The organism is Microvirga yunnanensis (assembly GCF_025460875.1).
In genome coordinates this window covers 1-17352 of record NZ_JAMXFI010000170.1, presented here as the reverse complement: position 1 = coordinate 17352, position 17352 = coordinate 1, and the positions used below count along the sequence as shown (strand labels likewise).

Below are 17352 nucleotides of genomic sequence, written 5' to 3'. Positions count from 1 at the left end.
AGCGGCCGCCCTCGCTTGAGGCCGTGGAGCACTGGTCGGTGTGGCGTCGGCGCCATCAGCAGCGGGCGCGCGAATGTCACTGGCGCAAACGCACACGGCACCGAGGAAAGGCCCGGCTGTAGTACTAGGCCGGGCCCGGCTTCTGCCCATAAAAGGATCGTGATCCAGATGAACGCGAGGCTCCGATGACCCGCAGGCGCGCCGATGTGGTCCTCGTCGAGCGCGGCTTCTTCATGAGCCGCGCCCGGGCCCAGGAGGCCATCGCGGCCGGGCTCGTGACCGTGAACGGCGCCGTCGTCCGCCGGGCGTCCGACCCGGTCCCAGAGGAGGCCTTGATCACGGCCGAGCAGCCGCACCCCTACGTGTCCCGCGGCGGCGTCAAGCTCGCGGCGGCGCTCGATGCCTTCCACATCGACCCGAGGGACAAGGTCTGCCTCGACATCGGCGCCTCCACGGGGGGCTTCACGGAGGTGCTGCTCCTGCGCGGCGCGGCCCATGTCTATGCGGTGGATGTGGGGCACGGCCAGCTGCATCCCACCATCGTGGGCAACGCCAGGGTGACGAATTTCGAGGGCACGGATGCCCGTTCGCTGAGCCGCGAACTCATCCCGCAGGCGGCCGATCTCCTGGTCTCGGACGTGAGCTTCATCTCGCTCAAGCTCGTCCTGCCGCCCGCCGTGGCCCTGCTGAAGCCCCGGGCGGAGCTCGCCGTTCTCGTGAAGCCGCAATTCGAAGCCGGCCGCGATCACGTGAAGAAGGGCATCGTGCGCGACGAGGCGGTGCACCTCGCCGTGTGCGAGGACCTCTCGGCCTTCGTCACGTCCCTCGGCTTCGAGGTGACCGGGATCGTCCCTTCGCCCATCGAGGGCGGGGACGGCAATCGTGAATTCTTGCTGGGAGCCCGCATTGGCTGAACAGGTGATCATCAGGCGCCTCGGCGCGAAGGCCGACGGCATCGCGGACACGCCTTCCGGGTCCGTCTTCGTGCCGAAGGTGCTGCCGGGCGAGACCGTCACCATCGAGCGCGAGGGATCGCATGCGCGCCTCGTCTCCGTCGATGAGCCGTCGCCCGAGCGCGAGACGCCGTTCTGCCCGTATTTCGACCAATGCGGCGGCTGCGCGACGCAGCACATGAGGCACGGCTTCTATCAGGCCTGGAAGCAGGAGACCCTCGTCCATACCCTGAAGCAGGCGCGCATCGACGCGCCCGTCGAGCCGCTCATCGACGCCCATGGCGAGGGACGCCGGCGGGTGACGCTGCACGTGCGCTTTCCCGACCGCGCCATGCATGTGGGCTTCATGGCCCCGCGCAGCCACCAGATCGTCGAGATCGCCTTCTGTCCCATCACGGAGCCGGTCCTGAAGGACCGGGCGCCCGAGATCGCCCGCTCCATCGGCGAGCATCTGAAGGGCCCGCGCAAGCCGCTCGACGTTCAGATCACCGCGACGCAGACCGGCTTCGACGTGGACGTGCGCGGCTTCGGCCCCCTCAAGGATCCGGAGCGCCTGCGCCTCATCGATCTCGCGGCGAGCCTCGACCTCTCGCGCCTGTCGATCCACGGGGACGTGATCGTGGAGCGGCGCCCGCCCGCCATCGCGATGGGCCGCGCCGCCGTCGTTCCGCCCGCGGGCTCGTTCCTGCAGGCCACACGGCTCGGCGAAGAAACGCTGGCGGGCTTCGTCACCGAGGCCTGCGCGCGCGCCGAGCGCGTGGCCGATCTCTTCGCCGGGGCCGGGCCGTTCGCGCTGCGGCTTGCGGAGACGGCCGACGTCCACGCGGTGGAGTTCGACAAGGGCGCGATGACGGCCCTCGGCAAGGCCGCCCGGGCGACGCCCGGCCTGCGCCGGATCACCACCGAGGCGCGCGATCTCTTCCGCCGGCCGCTGCTGACGCCCGAACTCGACGCCTTCGACGCCGTGGTGCTCGATCCGCCGCGCGCGGGCGCGGAGGCGCAGGTGAAGCAGCTCGCGGTGTCCAAGGTCCCGCTCGTGGTGAGCGTCTCCTGCGACGCCGCCACCTTCGCCCGCGATGCCGCTATTCTCATGGGCGCGGGCTACCGTCTCGAGCGGGTGATCCCGGTCGACCAGTTCAAGCACTCGCCGCATCTGGAGGTGGTCGGGATCCTGAGGCGCGACGTGGCGAAGAAGCGGCGGTAGCGCCGTCCCTTCCTGTCACGTCATGGCCACTCTCCGCACGTCATCACCGGCACAAGGCCGGTGATGACGTGGCGAGGGGCGAGGCCCGCTTTCGTCCGCACGATGTGCTAAAGCATCGGACCCAAAAGTGGACTTGCACTTTTGGGTCCGATGCTTTCTTCTTGGATGAGAGCATCGGTCAGAACGGAAAACCGGATCCACTTTTCCGTCCGATGCTCTAGAACAGGCTCCCCTGCTCGTCCTCGTCGCTGGAGAGCGGCTTCTTCGCTTTCGGCTTCCTCTCCGGGACCGGCGCGGGCTCCGGCCGCGCCAGCGGCTCCATCAGGCCGGGATCGTCGTTCTCGACCTTGTTCACGCGGCTCGAGACCGGCACCAGGTCGAGCCAATCGTCGGGACAGGGACGCACGAGGCTCATCACGTCGGCGCGTTCGTCGCGGACGTCGAGCCAGGCGCCGATATCCTGGTCCGACAGGATCACCGGCATGCGGTCGTGCACGGCCGAAAGGGTGCCGTTGGCATCCGTCGTCACGATGGCGGCGGTGTCGATCTCGGCCCCGTCCGGGCTCGTGTAGGTCTCCCACAGGCCCGCCATCGGCATGGGCCTGCGGCTGCGCGGGCGGATCATGAACGGGGTCTTCTCCCGCCCGTCCCGCCGCCATTCATAGAAGGCGTCGGCGAGGAAGATGCAGCGCCGGCGCTTCAGGGCCGCCTTGAAGGTGGGCTTGGTCTGGAGCGTCTCGCCGCGCGCGTTGATGACGAGCGGGAAGTCCTTGGGATCCTTCACCCAGGACGGCAGGAAACCCCAGCGCACGAGCATGAAGTGCCGCTCGCCCCGGTCTTCCAGCACGATCGGCACGGGCTGGGTGGGAGCCACGTTGTAGCGCGGAGGATAGTTCGGCTGCTCGGGATAGCCGAAAAAATCCCGATAGGTCTCGGGAGGGAGCGTGATCGCGTAGCGCCCGCACATGGCATTCTCCTAAAGCCACCGCTTCCAGCGGAAGAACAGATAGGGCAGCACGGCGGCGAGCACCATCAGGGCGATGGCCCACGGGTAGCCGAATTCCCAGTCGAGTTCGGGCATCACCTTGAAGTTCATGCCGTAGAGCGACGAGACCAGAGTCGGCGGCAGGAAGATCACCGACATGACCGAGAAGATCTTGATGATGTCGTTCTGCTCCATGGTGACGAAACCGAGCGTCGCATCGAGCAGGAACTGCACCTTGCTGGACAGGAAGGTGGCGTGCTCCTCGATGGACTGCACGTCCCGGAGCGCGGTGCGCCATTCCGACTGGTAGCCGGCCGTCTTCTGCGGGCGCGGCATGCTGGCGGAGAGAAACAGCAGCATGCGCTCCACCGACACCATGCTCTCGCGCACGTTCGAGATGATGTCGCCCTTGCGGCCGATGGACCGCAGGGCGAACCGGTAGGAGGCGGCCCGGCGCGCGCCCTGCTTCTCGTTGTCGAAGATCGCCTGCGACAGGCGGTCGATGCGGGCGCCGACCGCTCCGAGGATCTCGGCCGCCCGGTCGATGATGGTCTCGAGCAGGCCGTCGAGCACGGCCTCGGGCTGATGCCGGCATCCGCCGGGCTTCACGGCGCGCGCCATGAACATGCTGAACGAGCGCGGCTCCCCGTAGCGCACGGTGACCAGCGCCTTCTCGGTCAGGATGAACGACACGTCGATCAGCTTCGGGTTGTCGGTGTCCGAGCTGCACAGGACCCGCGCGGTCATGTAGCGGGCATTGTTCTCGTGATAGAGGATCTCGGAGGGCTCGATGTCGGCCATTTCCTCCTTGGTCGGGATCTCGATGCTGAGATGGGCCTCGACAAGCCTGTCCTCGTCCTTGGACGGGTCGATCAGGTCGATCCACAGGGCGTCGGGAGGAATGGGATCGCCGGGCGGAAGAATTTCGCGGTCGAGGGACTCGCCCATCGGTCCCTTCACCTGCGCGGGCCTGTGAATCACGATCATACGCGTACTCGCCTTTGTGGAAGCCCAGTCATGTCAGATCGACGGAAGGTTTGTACTCTCACGAAAACACGCTGTCATTCTCGGTCGGTCGCCCGGAATCCACTCTCCGCGTCATCACCGGGCTTGTCCCGGTGATCCCGATGCGAGGAGCGCCGCGCTTTTCCGGATCGGGATGGCCGGGACAAGCCCGGCCACGACGTGGGAGGGGGTCATTCGCGACCGGAGTGAAGCGGATCTGCCTCACCCAACGATGACAGGGGCGGCGTGTCGTCGGGCACGAAGAAGTCCGGGGCGAGCGGCTTCGACGGGTCGACCCGGTAGCGTTCGAAATCGGGCACGCCCTCGCCCGACAGGAACACGTCGTCGATGAGGAAATGGCCCGAGAAACTCTTGGACGGCTTCTGGAAGACCGCGTGGGCGGCATCCGCGAGAATCTCCGGAGTGCGGCTCGCCTGAACGAGCGCGTCCCCGCCGAGCAGGTTCCTGACCGCGCTCGTCGCGATGGTCGTGCGCGGCCAGAGGGCGTTGACGGCGATGCCCTTCGGCCGCAACTCCCCGGCCAGCCCCAGGACGCAGAGGCTCATGCCGTATTTGGCGAGGCTGTAGGCCAGATGCGGGGCGAACCACTTCTCGCTCATGTCCAGCGGCGGCGAGAGCATGAGGATGTGCGGGTTCTCGGCCTTTTCCAGATGCGGGATCGCGTATTTCGACACCATGTAGGTGCCGCGCGTGTTGATCTGGTGCATCAGATCGAAGCGCTTCATGTCGGTCTGCGGCGTCGGCGTGAGGCTGATGGCGCTCGCATTGTTGACCACGACGTCGAGGCCGCCGAAGGTCGCGACCGCGGTCTCGATCGCGCCCTTCACCGCCTCCTCGTCGCGCACGTCGACCACGAGGGGCAGCGCCCGGCCGCCCGCCGCCTCGATCTCCTCCGCGGCCGTGTAGATGGTGCCGGGAAGCTTCGGGTGCGGCTCGGCGGTCTTGGCCGCAACGACCACGTTCGCCCCGTCGCTGGCGGCGCGAAGCCCGATGGCCAGCCCGATGCCCCGGGAGGCGCCGGTGATGAAGAGAGTCTTTCCCTTGAGGCTCATGATGTCAGCTCGCCAGCGCCAGGGTTGCATCCTGCAGGAAGCCTGCCCCGCTCATGACCGTGTCCTCCAGGCCTTTCGCCCCGACGGCGATGTTCTCGGCGAAGAAGCGGCAGAGCGCGATGCGGCCGGCATGGGCCGGATCGCCGTCGCCCGCGGAGGCCTGCGCCTGGGCGGCGAGCGCCAGTTCGGCGAGCGCCGCGCCGCCCTGGGCCAGCGCGAAGAGGCGCAGGTAAGGGGTCGCGCCCGCCAGCGCCTCGCCCTGAGCGTTGGAGGAGACGGCCTTCAGGAGATAGCCCGTGGCTCGGTCGAGGCTCTCGACGGCGTCGCGCAGGCGCGGCGCGGTCGCCCCGAAGGCCGGCGTGCCTTCCTTCAGGAGCCGCGCCACGGTGGCGCGCATGGCGGCGATCTGCGCCCGCACGGTCTCGCCGCCGGACAGCGGCAGCTTGCGGGTGACCAGATCGATGGCCTGGATGCCGTTGGTGCCCTCGTAGATCGGCGCGATGCGCGCATCGCGGAAATGCTGGGCGGCGCCGGTCTCCTCGATGAAGCCCATGCCGCCGTGGACCTGCACGCCGAGCGACGCCACCTCGGCGCCGATATCGGTCGAGAAGGCCTTTGCCACCGGGGTGAGCAGGGAGGCGCGCTCATTGGCTCGCTTCCGGCGCCCGGGATCCTGTTCGAGATGGGCCCGGTCGATGGCCTCTGCGGTCATGTAGCAGATGGCGCGCGCCGCCGCGGTCAGCGCCTTCATGGTGAGCAGGTTGCGCTGCACGTCCGGATGCACGGCGATCGGGCTCATGCCCTCCGCGGCCCCGATGGCCCGGCCCTGCCGGCGCTCGTTGGCGTAGGACAGGGCCTGCTGGTAGGCGCGCTCGGCGATCGCCACGCCCTGGAGGCCCACCGCCAGGCGGGCGTTGTTCATCATCGTGAACATGCAGGCGAGACCGCGATTCTCTTCGCCGACGAGCCATCCGACGGCGCCGCCATGATCGCCGAAGATCATCGTGCAGGTGGGCGAGGCATGGATGCCGAGCTTGTGCTCGATGGAATGGCAGCGCACGTCGTTGCGCGTGCCGTCGGGCAGGAATTTCGGCACCAGGAAGAGCGAGATGCCACGCGTCCCGGCCGGCGCATCGGGCAGGCGCGCGAGCACGAGGTGGACGATGTTGTCGGTGAGATCGTGCTCGCCGTAGGTGATGAAGATCTTCTGGCCGGTGACGCGATAGGTGCCGTCGCCCGCAGGCTCGGCGCGCGAGCGCAGGGCCGCGAGGTCCGAGCCCGCCTGCGGCTCCGTCAGGTTCATGGTCGCGGTCCACTCGCCCGAGACCAGCTTCTCGAGATAGCGGCCCTTCAGGTCGTCCGACGCGTGGGAGACGAGCGCCTCGATGGCCCCCATGGTGAGCACGGGCCCGATGCCGAAGGCCATGGAGGCGGCGTTCCACATCTCCACGCAGGCCGAGTTGAGGAGCGTCGGCAGGCCCTGCCCGCCATAATCCACCGGACCCGGCAGCGCGTTCCACCCGGCGTCCGTCCAGGCCCGGTAGGCCTGCTTCCAGCCGGGCGCCGTGGTCACCTGGCCGTCCTTGAAGGTCGCGCCGACCCGATCGCCCTCGCGGTTGAGCGGGGCGATCACGTCGTTGGCGAAGCGGCCCGCCTCCTCGAGGACGGTCTCGGCCAGATCGGCCGACAGGTCGCCATAGAGGCCGTCGGCCACGGCCCGGTCGAGGCCCGCCACGTGCCGCATGGTAAAGACGATGTCCGGGACAGGCGCGCGGTAGGTCATCAACGGTTCCTCTCAATCCGTGGGCTTTTCATGTTGACGCGAGTTCTCGCGCCGTTAAACCCGCCCGGCAAGGGCAAATGCCGCAAGGCATAGGCCCCACGGGCAAAGGATAGTTTAGACGTGAACGATCACGGGTCAATGCGCCAAACGGAGCGTCTGGCCGCCGATGCGGCGGGCCTTGCCGAAGCCGCCGCCCTCCTGCGGCGCGGCGGGCTCGTGGCCTTTCCGACGGAGACGGTCTACGGCCTTGGCGCGGATGCGACGGACGCGGAGGCAGTCGCGGGCATCTACGCGGCCAAGGAGCGTCCGAGCTTCAACCCGCTGATCTCCCATCTGGACAGCTTCGACTCGGCCAAGCGCCAGGGAGTCTTCGATGGGACAGCGACGCGGCTGGCGGAGGCCTTCTGGCCCGGGCCCCTCACCCTGGTGGTGCCGGTGGCGCCGACCTGCACCGTGTCCGATCTCGCCCGCGCGGGGCTCGACAGCGTCGGGTTGCGGGTTCCGGCCCATCCCCTCGCCCATGCGCTCCTGGAACGGACCGGCCGGCCGGTCGCCGCCCCTTCGGCGAACCGCTCGGGCCGCGTGAGCCCGACCGATGCGGAACACGTTCTGGGGGATCTCGACGGACGCATCGATGCGGTGCTGGACGGGGGAGCGGCGCGGGTCGGTGTCGAATCGACCATCGTGTCGTGCCTGGGCGGGGCGGCGCGCCTGCTCCGGCCCGGAGGGATCCCGCGCGAGGCCATCGAGGACCTGATCGGCCGACCGCTCGAAGGCGGGCCGGAGGCGGGCTCAAGCCCGCTCGCGCCGGGCATGCTCGCGTCCCATTACGCGCCGCGGGCGCAGGTGCGCCTGAACGCGGCGAGCTTTCTGCCGGGCGAGGCCGCGCTGCTGTTCGGCCCCGGGACACCTCACGGCGTGGACGCGGCCCACGCCGCCCTGAACCTCAGCGAAAACGGCGACCTCGTGGAGGCCGCCGCCCATTTGTTCTCCTATCTCCGCCGGCTCGATGCGTCCGGGGCCGCGACGATCGCCGTGAGCCCGGTTCCGGACACCGGCCTGGGCGAAGCCATCAACGACCGCCTGAGGCGCGCCGCCGCGGAGCGGTGAGGCGCCCCGAGCCGCACCGCGAGGGCCGGCACAAGGCCGGCACAAGGCCGGCCCCGACAGGACGGGTGAGTTACTTCGCGGCGAGCTTCGCGGCGATCTGGGCCACGTGCCGGCCCTGGAAGCGGGCGCCGTCGAGGTCGATTTCGCTCGGCTGGCGCGAGCCGTCGCCGGCCGCGATGGTGGAGGCGCCGTAGGGCGAGCCGCCGCGGATCTGGTCGACGCCCATCTGGCCCTGGAACGAATAAGGCAGGCCGACCACCACCATGCCGTGGTGCAGGAGCACCGGCAGGGTGGTCAGGATGGTGGCTTCCTGGCCGCCGTGCTGGGTCGCCGTGGAGGTGAAGACCGAACCGACCTTGCCGATCAGCTTGCCCTGGGCCCACAGGCCGCCGGTCTGATCGAGGAAGTTCTTCATCTGCGCCGTCATGGTGCCGTAACGGGTCGGCGTGCCGATGATGATGGCGTCGTAGTCCGGCAGCTCCTCGACGGTGGCCACGGGGGCCTTCTGGTCGGTCTTGTAGTGGGCGGCCTGAGCCACCTCGGCGGGAACGAGCTCCGGCACGCGCTTCACCACGACCTCGGCCCCGGCCTCGCGGGCGCCTTCGGCGGCGGCATAGGCCATCTGCTCGATGTGACCCCAGGACGAATAATACAGAACCAGAACCTTGGTCATGTGAACTCCGATCGGTTGAAATGAGACGCAGGACGGCTCGCTTCCGGCCGCGCATAGGATCGGACCGGAAGAACGTCGCCTGTTGGTGTTTGACGGGATGGAGGATAAGCTTTCCCTACTGCAAAACCAGTGTTAGATTTGCAGGGTCTCTCTTGCGCGGATGCAAAACCGATGACCAAGCAGCAGCATCTCGACTGGGACGATTTCAGGCTCGTAAAGATCATCGCCGAGGCCAACGGCCTGGCCGGCGCCGCCGAGCGACTCGGGGTCAACCATTCGACGGTTTTCCGCAGGCTCGGCCAGATGGAAGACAATCTGGGCGTCAAGCTCTTCGAGCGCCATCGGACCGGTTATGTCCTCACCCCGGCCGGGGAGGAGATGTCGGCGCTCGCCGAGCAGATGGACGAGAACGTCACCGCGTTCACGCGCAAGCTCGCCGGACAGGCCGTGGCGCCCACCGGAGAGCTGCGGGTCACCACCAACGACACCCTGCTCGTCCACCTCCTGACGCCGATCTTCTCCCGCTTCATCACCGCCTGCCCCGAGATGCGGCTCGACGTGGTGCTCGCCAACCAGGCGCTCAACCTGTCGAAGCGCGACGCCGACGTGGCGATCCGCGCCACGGACGATCCGCCGGAGACCCTCGTCGGGCGCCGGGTGGCGACGATCGCCTGGGCGGTCTACGGACGGGTGGAGGATTTTCCCGATGTCCGCGGTCCCGACGACGTCAGCCTGACCGACCTGTTCGACCGGCACTGGGTGGCCCTGGGCGACAACCTGGCGGCCCTGAAAGCCGCCCGCTTCGTGCGCGAGCACGTGTCTCCGGAAAACATCGTCTACAAGGTCAACACGGTCCTTGGCCTCGCCGAGTCCGTGCAGGCCGGAACCGGCATCGGCCCCCTGCCCTGTTTCATCGCGGACTCGAACCCGGATCTCGTCCGGCTCTCCGACATCAATCCGGATTTCGCCGCGGGGCTGTGGCTCCTGACCCACCCGGACCTGCGCCAATCGGCGCGCGTGCGCGCCTTCATGGACTTCATGGCCGCCGAGATCGCCAAGCAGAAGAAATGGATCGAGGGCGCAGGGAGGAGGGCTTCGGCGCCCGCGCCCGTCGCCTGAAGCATCTCTTCACGCAGAACCGGTTCCCACTTTTGCGTTCGATGCTCCAGGCCCGCGCCACTCCCGGATCGAGTCGAAACGCTCCCCCGTCATGGCCGGCCGGTCATCACCCGCCTCTCGCCGGCCATCCCGAGGCGGTGAGGCGCGGCGTTCCCGGCAATCGGGATCACCGGGACAAGCCCGGTGATGACGTGGGAGGATGGTGAGAACGGGTGATGACGTGGAGTGTTGGTAGAAGCCGGTGACAACACCCTCTACACGTCATGGCCGGCCTTGTGCCGGCCATCCCGATTGTTTGAAGCGCGGCGCCTCTCGCATCGGGATCACCGGGACGAGCCCGGTGATGACGTGGAGGGTGTGTGACCTGGTGATGACACCCTTCCCACGTCATGGCCGGCCTTGTGCCGGCCATCCCGATCTTTTGGGGCGCCGCGCTTCACCGTATCGGGATCACCGGGACAAGCCCGGTGATGACGTGGAGGGTGACCATTGTGGTGGCGCGCCCCCTCCACGCGTCATGTTTTGGCCGTCCGATGCGCTAGGCGATTTCCACCACGACGCGTCCCTTGATCCGGCCTTCGACGATTGCGCGGCCCGCCTCCAGCACCCGGTCGAGCGGGATCACCGTGGTCATGGCGGCGAGCTTGCCGTGGTCGAGCTCCCGGGCGATCCGGCTCCAGGCCTCCATGCGCAAGGCTTTCGGGGCCATCACCGAATCGACGCCGAGGAGCGCCACGTTGCGCAGGATGAAGGGCGCGACGGTCGCCGGCAGATCCATCCCGCCCGCGAGCCCGCAGGCGGCGATCGCGCCGCCATATTTCGTCATGGACAGGAGGTTGGCGAGGGTCGTGGAGCCGACCGTGTCGATTCCGGCCGCCCAGCGTTCCTTGGCGAGCGGCCGGCCGGGGCCCGCGAGTTCGCTCCGGTCGAGGATCTCGGCCGCGCCGAGGCTTTTCAGGTAATCGGCTTCTTCCGGTCGGCCGGTCGAGGCGATCACATGCCATCCGGCCCTGGCGAGGAGCGCCACGGCGACGGAGCCGACCCCGCCGACGGCGCCGGTCACGATGGCAGGACCGCGCTCCGGACGCAGCCCATGCCGTTCCAGGGCCATCAGGCACAGCATCGCCGTATAGCCGGCGGTGCCGACCGCCATGGCCTGCTCTGCGGACAGGGCCTGCGGCAGCGGGATCAGCCAGTCGCCCTTCACCCGCACCTTCTCCGCGTAGGCGCCGAGATGGGTCTCGCCCAGGCCCCAGCCGTTGAGCACGACCGCGTCGCCGGGCTTGAACGCGGGATCCGAGGAAGCCTCCACGACGCCCGCGAGATCGACGCCGGGAATCATGGGAAAGCGGCGCACCACCGGGGCCTTGCCGGTGATCGCAAGGCCATCCTTGTAGTTCAGCGTCGAGTGCGAGACGCGCACGGTCACGTCGCCGTCCATGAGGTCCGCCTCGTCGAAGCTGCGGACCCCGACACTCTGACCTGATTCATTCTTGTCGATGACGACGGCCCTGAACGTGCTCATGCCGAATCCTCCCGCGTCCATCTTTTGGCGCACCAAAGGATCAGGGCAAGGGCAAAGGCCTTAGCCCTTCGCAGCAGAGGTCGGCTTCCTTACTCCGCCGGCTGCAGGACGGGCCCGCGCGCGACCGGCTGCTCCTTGATCGGCAGGTTGATCAGCGCGGACGCGAGGCCGAGCAGAACCGACAGCCACCACACGGCGCTGTAATTGCCGTTGATCTCGTAGAGGAGCCCGCCGAGCCACACCCCGAGGAAGCCGCCGACCTGGTGCGAGAAGAACGCGAAGCCGTAGAGCATGGCCATGTAGCGGGTGCCGAACATCAGCATGACCAGGGACGAGGTGGGCGGCACGGTGGAGAGCCAGAGGAGCCCGATGGAGATGCCGAACAGGATCGACGTCGTGGGCGTGGCCGGAACCAGGATGAAGGCGGCGATCGCCACGGAGCGGCCGAGATAGATCCAGGCGAGCAGCCAGCGCTTCGACATGCGGGTGGACAGCCAGCCCGAGCCGAGGGAGCCGACCGCATTGGCCAGGCCGATGACCGCGAGGGTCCATCCGCCGACCGCCGCCGAGAGGCCCGCATCCTTGAGATAGGCCGGCAGGTGGACAGTGATGAAGGCGAGCTGGAACCCGCAGGTGAAGAAGCCGAGCACCAGCAGCACGTAGGAGCGGTGCCGGAACGCCTCCGTCAGGGCCTGCTTGATCGATTGGTTCGGAACGGCCGCCCCGCTCTGGGCGGAATCGCCCGTCGGCCGCGTGGCGAGCGCGACGGCGAGCGGCATGACGAGAAGCACGCTCGCGGCGAAGACGAGAAGCGCCTGATGCCAGCCCAGGGAATCGATCAGCACGTTCCCGATGGGCGGGAACAGGAACTGGCCGAACGAGCCGGCGGCCGTTCCGGCCCCGAAGGCCATGGGACGCCATTGCTCCGGCAGAAGCTTGCCGAACGCGCCGAGTACCAGGTTGAACGAGCAGCCGGACAGGCCGAAGCCGATGAGCACGCCGGCCCCGAGATGCAGCATGCCGGGCGTGGTGGCATAGGCCATGGCGACGAGGCCGAGCGCGTAGAGGAGCGCGCCGGCGCAGAGCACCCGGAAGGCTCCGAACCGGTCCGCCACTGCGCCCGCGAAGGGCTGGCCCAGACCCCAGAGCAGGTTCTGGATCGCGATGGCGAAGCCGAACGTGTCCCGCCCCCAGCCGTATTCCGTGATCATGGGCAGCTGGAACAGGCCGGAGGACGCCCGCGGGCCGAAGGTGATCAGGGCGATCAGGCAGCCGGCGACGACGATGATTTCCGGCGAGACGCGGGATCGAGCGGGGGAAGCTGACATGCTCACGGCCCTTTGAAGGAAGGCAGGGGTGCGCAGACTAGCCCAAGTCGTCCACCGGCAACATTGAAAGTTTGTAGGCTTTGGTATGAGGCTCTGTGATGAATAGCAGCGGGTATTCGGCTCCGATTTCCTCCCGATGCTGCACTCCGGGCTGGCGCATCGTCGAGTGCGGACGAAAGCGGGCCGCGTCGGCGGCCCGCTTTCGCCCGCGCGATGCTCTAGATCACGAAGAAGTCGTGATAGGTGAGCTTCAGATGCTTTCCGAGGGTGGCGAACTTCACCGGGGCGCCGGCACCCGAACCGTCGGCATCGTATGAGCGCGCGCCGGACTTCGTGTCGTAGATCACCCGATCCTCGTGATCCTGCGCCTTCTTGGCGCGAATGAACATGTCGGCCTTCAAGGCCTTGGGCTTGGACGCGCTTCCGGAGCCCAGCGCGGTGAAGACCTTGTTGTCGAGCCGGATCGTATCGTAGGCCGCGTCGAAGTCGTCGATCCGGTCGACGCTCTGGTCCTGGCTGGCTCGGGTGTCGAACACGAAGACGTCCTGGCCCGCGCCGCCGGAGAGCCTGTCGCTGCCTGCGCCGCCGTAAAGGATGTCGTCGCCGCCGCCGCCGACCAGGGTGTCGGCGCCGTCGCGGCCGCGCAGCAGGTTTCCGGCACTGTTGCCCTGAAGCCTGTCGGCGAAGCGTCCGCCGGTGGCATTCTCGATCGTGACGCCGTTGGCGATCGTGTAGCCGCCGGCAACGCCCTTCTCCCGGGAGACGAAGCCGCCCGCATGGGGATCTCCCGGCTCGAGGGTTGCGGAGCGAAGATCGATGGTGACACCATCGGATGCCCGGTGGCGGTGATCGTGTCCCGTCCGCCGGCATCCCAGAGACAGGACCACCCCTGCTCGTCGACGGTCGGGCTCAGGGTCGGCAGCGCGTAGACGTTGCTCCCCTGGCTCCCGTCCATGTTCTTTCCGTAGAGCGCCTGCAAGGCCGCGATGTCGAAGGCGCCGAGCCCTGCCTGATTGCCGTAGGACAGGGCGGACCCGGCCTGAGCCCAACCGGGGTTGTAGGACATGACCGTCCAGATGGCCTGGTTCAGGCCGTTCGGCCCGAGGGTTCCGGAATCCGTCACGCCCGGAAATGTCGTCGCATCCGGGCCCGTTCCGCCGTCATGCGGATGGGCCAAGCCCACGCCGTGACCGAATTCGTGCAAGACGGTGTTGAGGCCGTCACCGCCGAAATTCATCCAGCTCCATGAGGGCATCGTCGGGTCGAAGTAGCCCCAGATCTGCCCCCTGTCAGGCACCTCGTGCAGTCCGAGCGTGCTGCCGTCCAGCGGCATCTTCCACCAGACGATATTGGCCTCGGCGGCGGAACCGGCGAGGTCGAATTTCAACCCGCAGACGCTTTCATACACCTGGATCGCATAGTCGAAGATGGCCTTCTCGGCCTTGGTCCAGTTCCTGACCGACAGACCGCTCGTCAGGATGTCGCTCGGGCCGTGGACGGCGCTCGCCGCCGCGACATCGCCGCTTTGACCGAACCAGACCTTGATGGACCCGGTCGCGGTGTTCCAGGCCGTTCCGCCCCACACCAGGGCATCGACATAGGCGTTGCCGTAGCCCGTCCCCGGAACGGAATTTCGAATGGTTGCCACGGCTTCCTCACCCTCCAGCGACGCGCTTCCACCTCGATAGTACTCTGTTACACGATTCGAAGTGCCGAAGCGCACGGGCGTGAAACATACCTCAAGTCTGGCCGGGCTTGAGCTTGTAGAAAATGTGGCGTCCGATCACATCCATCTTCTTCAGGCGGCGCGCCCAATAGGGCCGGACGTAATCGGCGTGGTAATGGGTCGCGCCGCCCACGTCCGCGAGATAGGTCTTGCCCTCGAGCACGGCGCTCGCGACGCTCTTGGCGCGCTCCCAGGACTCGGTGTCGCGGATGCGCAGGGCCTTGCCCTCGCAGGCGAAGGTGAACTGGCAGGCGAGATGGCGATGCCGGTTCTGATAGACCACGCCGCAGATGCTGGACGGGTAGAGCCCGCTCTTCACCCGGTTGAGAACCACCTGGGCCACCGCCGCCTGCCCTTCGACGGGCTCGCTGCGCGCCTCGAAATAGACCGCCTCGGCGAGGCAGCGCTGCTCCTTGCTCAGGTTGTCCGGATCGATCAGGTCGGCATAGCGGGGACGGTCGGGATCGTCGCTCTTGGGCAGGATGGACAGATCCCCATAGCCGCCGCGGTCGAGGCGCGGGGATTGCAGGGACACGGGGGCGGCCGCGATTTCGATGGGCGTCGCCTCGACCGGAGCCGGGGTCGTCGACGACAGGGCGGTCGCGCGCTTCACCATGGGAGTGGTGGGGCTCGCCGCGGCCCCGGTCGAGCCCGCGGCCGCCGCGGCCGGGGACTGGACGGAGGTGGACTGGCGCGTCGTGGTGTATTCGGGCGCTTCCCAGGGCTCGAAGGCCTGCTCGGTCTCCGGCGCCTCGAGCTGGCCCTCCATGAGGACGGTCGGCGGCAGAAGCCGCTCGTCGCGGCTGTAGAGCAGCCGCGTGCTGCCCATCTGATCGAGGGTCGAGCGCAGCTGCCTGGCGCGCCGGGACAGGGTGGCGTGCGGCGCCACCAGGGGATTGCCTTTCAGGGAGCGGTCCACGATGGCATCGGGACCCGCGTCGGCCTTCCTGTCGGCCTTGAGGGGCGCGGAATCGGCAACCTCGTCCGGCAGGTCGTAGCGCGGGAGGGTCCGGAGGACATCGCGCTCGATCCCGAGCTTTCCGTCGCCGATCAAGGCGCCGGTGGGCGGGATGAGCGCGGTGTCGACGAGACGGGCGGTGGCGCTGCGCGGCGTGAAGCTCACGCCGGAATGGAGATCGTTGCTGGCCGATGCGGTGAACGAGATCAGCAATCCGGTGGCCAGCGCCCAGGGAGCCGTGGTGGCGCAGATCCATTTCACCCGAGATCGACGATACGGAAGACGCACGCGCAACACCCTGCAAAAACTCATGAACATTCCGGAGCATCCAGCAGGAGGGCTCCGATGTCGTAAAGTTATCGCGGGTTAAGGTTGATGGGTGGTTAAGGCGGGGCTCCGGTCATCTCGGTGACGCTGCGTCAGCCTGACGCCTTTCGGCCAGACGCCGCAGGGCGGATCCGGTCTCGGGATCGGCCGGGAAGAAGGCCTCGATGGCGAGCTCCGACAGGGTGACGTCGACGGGAGTCCCGAAGATCGTGGTGGTGCTGAACAGGGTGAGCAGGCCCTCCCCCGACTGGATCTGGAGCGGCACGACGATGCCGGCATAATCATGGTTCGCCTTCTGCGCCCGCGCCGCGTCGGGTGTCGGATAGGACCGCAGCTCCTCGATCAAAGCGGCCAGAACCGCATCGCCGGTCGTATCCACCTGGTGATGCAGCCTGTGGACGAGATGGTTGCGCCATTCGGTGAAGTTCACGATGCGCCGCGCAAGCCCTGCGGGATGGATGCTCAGGCGCAGCACGTTGACGGGCGGCTTCATCAGCGCCGGATCGACGTCGCCGATCAGGGATACGAGCGCGTCGTTCGCGGACACGAGCGACCAGTGCCGGTCCACCGCCAGAGCGGGATAGGGATCGTGCCCCTTGAGCACGAGATCAACCGCCTGACGCATGCTGGCGAGGGCCGGATCATCGAGGGAGCGCTGCGAATAGACCGGCGCGAAACCCGCCGACACCAGCATGATGTTGCGCTCGCGCAGGGGCATGTCGAGCTTCTCCGCCAGCAGCAGCACCATCTCGCGGCTGGGCTGGGATCGCCCGGTTTCGAGGAAGCTCAGATGCCGGGTGGAGATCTCCGCGTCGAGCGCGAGATCCATCTGGCTGAGGCGCCGGCGCTGGCGCCACTCGCGCAGGTAATCGCCCACATGTCGGTCGGTGTTCACGGGTTCGACGCTCGCTGTTCTCATGAGGGAGACCCTAGAGCATCGGACCCAAAAGTGGACTCACTTTTGGGATTGATCCGATGCTCCACTCTTGGCTGGCGCACCGTTCGACGCGAAAAACCGGGTCCACTTTTTCGCACGGTGCACTAGATCCTCGGCGCAGAGGATTTGACGGGTTGGCGACGGCGGAGGAGGGGCAGGCCTTCAGGGGCGACCAACACCTCGATGCTTCGCGCCACCCCGGGCTGACGGCGGATCAGGCCGGCCCGTTCCAAGGTCAGGATCATCTGGTGCACGGAAGGCGGCGTGACCTGGAAATGGCGCTGCATGTCGGTCTCGGCCGGAGGGCGGCCATGGACGCGCGTGTAGGCGTCGATGAAGGCCAGGTACTGACCCTGCCGGTCAGTGAAGCTTTTCTCAGACATCCGCCATACGCTCGCTTCATCGGCTGATTCATCTCGGCCTCTTACACGGGAGGCCGAGATGACCATACGCTACCGGGTTGAGCTGAGCGAGGCCGAGCACACCCAACTCCAGGCGATGCTCAGCGGCGGCAAGTATGCGGCCCGAAAGCTCAAGCGCGCGCAGATCCTGCTGGCGGCTGATGCTGGGGTGCCGGACGAGACGATTGCCCAGAGTGTCGCTGTGGGCGGCTCGACCGTGTACCGGACCAAGCGTCGCTTCGTGG

The 17352-nt window shown here is 67.8% G+C and carries 16 protein-coding genes; 5 read left to right on the top strand and 11 right to left on the bottom strand.

The window, feature by feature from the left end; all coding sequences use genetic code 11:
- The first annotated feature begins 185 nt into the window (after nt 1-185).
- The gene (locus tag NF876_RS40455) at nt 186-914 is read left to right on the top strand and encodes a TlyA family RNA methyltransferase (RefSeq protein ID WP_262273389.1); all 729 of its coding nucleotides are present in this window, start codon (nt 186-188) and stop codon (nt 912-914) included.
- Nucleotides 907-2157 (top strand): class I SAM-dependent RNA methyltransferase, encoded by a 1251-nt coding sequence (locus tag NF876_RS40450; protein ID WP_262273388.1) that lies wholly within the window; start codon nt 907-909, stop codon nt 2155-2157. The genes NF876_RS40455 and NF876_RS40450 overlap by 8 nt, the downstream gene beginning before the upstream one ends.
- A gap of 217 nt (nt 2158-2374) precedes the next feature.
- Here NF876_RS40450 and NF876_RS40445 read toward each other — a convergent pair whose 3' ends face one another.
- From NF876_RS40445 to NF876_RS40430, 4 genes are all read right to left on the bottom strand, one after another.
- Nucleotides 2375-3124: an SOS response-associated peptidase gene (locus tag NF876_RS40445; RefSeq protein ID WP_262273387.1), complete on the bottom strand. Its 750-nt coding sequence runs from the start codon at nt 3122-3124 to the stop codon at nt 2375-2377.
- Nucleotides 3125-3133: 9 nt separating this feature from the next.
- On the bottom strand, nt 3134-4129 hold the full coding sequence (locus tag NF876_RS40440) for a magnesium transporter CorA family protein (protein WP_262273386.1): 996 nt from the start codon (nt 4127-4129) through the stop codon (nt 3134-3136).
- A 209-nt stretch (nt 4130-4338) separates the two neighbouring features.
- Entirely contained in the window at nt 4339-5220 is an 882-nt protein-coding gene (locus tag NF876_RS40435; protein ID WP_262273385.1) for an SDR family oxidoreductase, read from the bottom strand.
- A gap of 4 nt (nt 5221-5224) precedes the next feature.
- Nucleotides 5225-7003 (bottom strand): acyl-CoA dehydrogenase family protein, encoded by a 1779-nt coding sequence (locus tag NF876_RS40430; RefSeq protein WP_262273384.1) that lies wholly within the window; start codon nt 7001-7003, stop codon nt 5225-5227.
- Between the two features lie 120 nt (nt 7004-7123).
- On the opposite strand from NF876_RS40430, the gene NF876_RS40425 reads away from it, so the two are divergent.
- Entirely contained in the window at nt 7124-8113 is a 990-nt protein-coding gene (locus NF876_RS40425) for an L-threonylcarbamoyladenylate synthase (protein WP_373696788.1), read from the top strand.
- A gap of 70 nt (nt 8114-8183) precedes the next feature.
- Here the strand turns inward: NF876_RS40425 and wrbA are convergent, their stop codons facing one another.
- Nucleotides 8184-8786 carry an NAD(P)H:quinone oxidoreductase gene (wrbA, locus tag NF876_RS40420; protein WP_262273383.1) on the bottom strand — a complete coding sequence of 201 codons (603 nt, stop codon included), beginning with the start codon at nt 8784-8786 and terminating at the stop codon, nt 8184-8186.
- A 171-nt stretch (nt 8787-8957) separates the two neighbouring features.
- Between wrbA and NF876_RS40415 the strand changes: the two genes are divergently transcribed.
- Complete coding sequence (locus NF876_RS40415) at nt 8958-9905, top strand: LysR family transcriptional regulator (protein ID WP_262273382.1); 948 nt, start codon at nt 8958-8960, stop codon at nt 9903-9905.
- 538 nt (nt 9906-10443) lie between these two features.
- On the opposite strand, the gene acuI is transcribed toward NF876_RS40415, so the two are convergent.
- The 6 genes from acuI to NF876_RS40385 all read right to left on the bottom strand — a co-directional run bounded on the left by acuI (nt 10444) and on the right by NF876_RS40385 (nt 17089).
- Nucleotides 10444-11430: an acrylyl-CoA reductase (NADPH) gene (acuI, locus tag NF876_RS40410; protein ID WP_262273381.1), complete on the bottom strand. Its 987-nt coding sequence runs from the start codon at nt 11428-11430 to the stop codon at nt 10444-10446.
- 89 nt (nt 11431-11519) lie between these two features.
- Nucleotides 11520-12758, bottom strand: a complete 1239-nt coding sequence (locus NF876_RS40405; protein ID WP_262273380.1) for an MFS transporter — start codon at nt 12756-12758, stop codon at nt 11520-11522.
- Nucleotides 12759-12976: 218 nt separating this feature from the next.
- Nucleotides 12977-13645: a M10 family metallopeptidase C-terminal domain-containing protein gene (locus NF876_RS40400; protein WP_262273379.1), complete on the bottom strand. Its 669-nt coding sequence runs from the start codon at nt 13643-13645 to the stop codon at nt 12977-12979.
- Nucleotides 13646-14497: 852 nt separating this feature from the next.
- Entirely contained in the window at nt 14498-15760 is a 1263-nt protein-coding gene (locus NF876_RS40395; RefSeq protein WP_262273378.1) for a cell wall hydrolase, read from the bottom strand.
- An 82-nt stretch (nt 15761-15842) separates the two neighbouring features.
- Nucleotides 15843-16688: a helix-turn-helix domain-containing protein gene (locus NF876_RS40390; protein WP_262273377.1), complete on the bottom strand. Its 846-nt coding sequence runs from the start codon at nt 16686-16688 to the stop codon at nt 15843-15845.
- A 122-nt stretch (nt 16689-16810) separates the two neighbouring features.
- The gene (locus NF876_RS40385; protein WP_262273376.1) at nt 16811-17089 is read right to left on the bottom strand and encodes a LexA family protein; all 279 of its coding nucleotides are present in this window, start codon (nt 17087-17089) and stop codon (nt 16811-16813) included.
- Between the two features lie 58 nt (nt 17090-17147).
- Between NF876_RS40385 and NF876_RS40380 the strand changes: the two genes are divergently transcribed.
- Nucleotides 17148-17352 (top strand): helix-turn-helix domain-containing protein (locus tag NF876_RS40380; RefSeq protein ID WP_262273375.1); only part of this gene is annotated, 205 nt, incomplete at its 3' end.

Bases quoted from the DNA above. Each gene is read 5' to 3' on its own strand.
- NF876_RS40445 (WP_262273387.1), bottom strand. From the start codon at position 3,124: ATGTGCGGGCGCTACGCGATCACGCTCCCTCCCGAGACCTATCGGGAT.
- NF876_RS40415 (WP_262273382.1), top strand. From the start codon at position 8,958: ATGACCAAGCAGCAGCATCTCGACTGGGACGATTTCAGGCTCGTAAAG.
- NF876_RS40455 (WP_262273389.1), top strand. From the start codon at position 186: ATGACCCGCAGGCGCGCCGATGTGGTCCTCGTCGAGCGCGGCTTCTTC.
- NF876_RS40390 (WP_262273377.1), bottom strand. From the start codon at position 16,688: ATGAGAACAGCGAGCGTCGAACCCGTGAACACCGACCGACATGTGGGC.
- wrbA (WP_262273383.1), bottom strand. From the start codon at position 8,786: ATGACCAAGGTTCTGGTTCTGTATTATTCGTCCTGGGGTCACATCGAG.
- NF876_RS40405 (WP_262273380.1), bottom strand. From the start codon at position 12,758: ATGTCAGCTTCCCCCGCTCGATCCCGCGTCTCGCCGGAAATCATCGTC.
- NF876_RS40435 (WP_262273385.1), bottom strand. From the start codon at position 5,220: ATGAGCCTCAAGGGAAAGACTCTCTTCATCACCGGCGCCTCCCGGGGC.
- NF876_RS40430 (WP_262273384.1), bottom strand. From the start codon at position 7,003: ATGACCTACCGCGCGCCTGTCCCGGACATCGTCTTTACCATGCGGCAC.
- acuI (WP_262273381.1), bottom strand. From the start codon at position 11,430: ATGAGCACGTTCAGGGCCGTCGTCATCGACAAGAATGAATCAGGTCAG.
- NF876_RS40385 (WP_262273376.1), bottom strand. From the start codon at position 17,089: ATGTCTGAGAAAAGCTTCACTGACCGGCAGGGTCAGTACCTGGCCTTC.
- NF876_RS40440 (WP_262273386.1), bottom strand. From the start codon at position 4,129: ATGATCGTGATTCACAGGCCCGCGCAGGTGAAGGGACCGATGGGCGAG.
- NF876_RS40395 (WP_262273378.1), bottom strand. From the start codon at position 15,760: ATGTTCATGAGTTTTTGCAGGGTGTTGCGCGTGCGTCTTCCGTATCGT.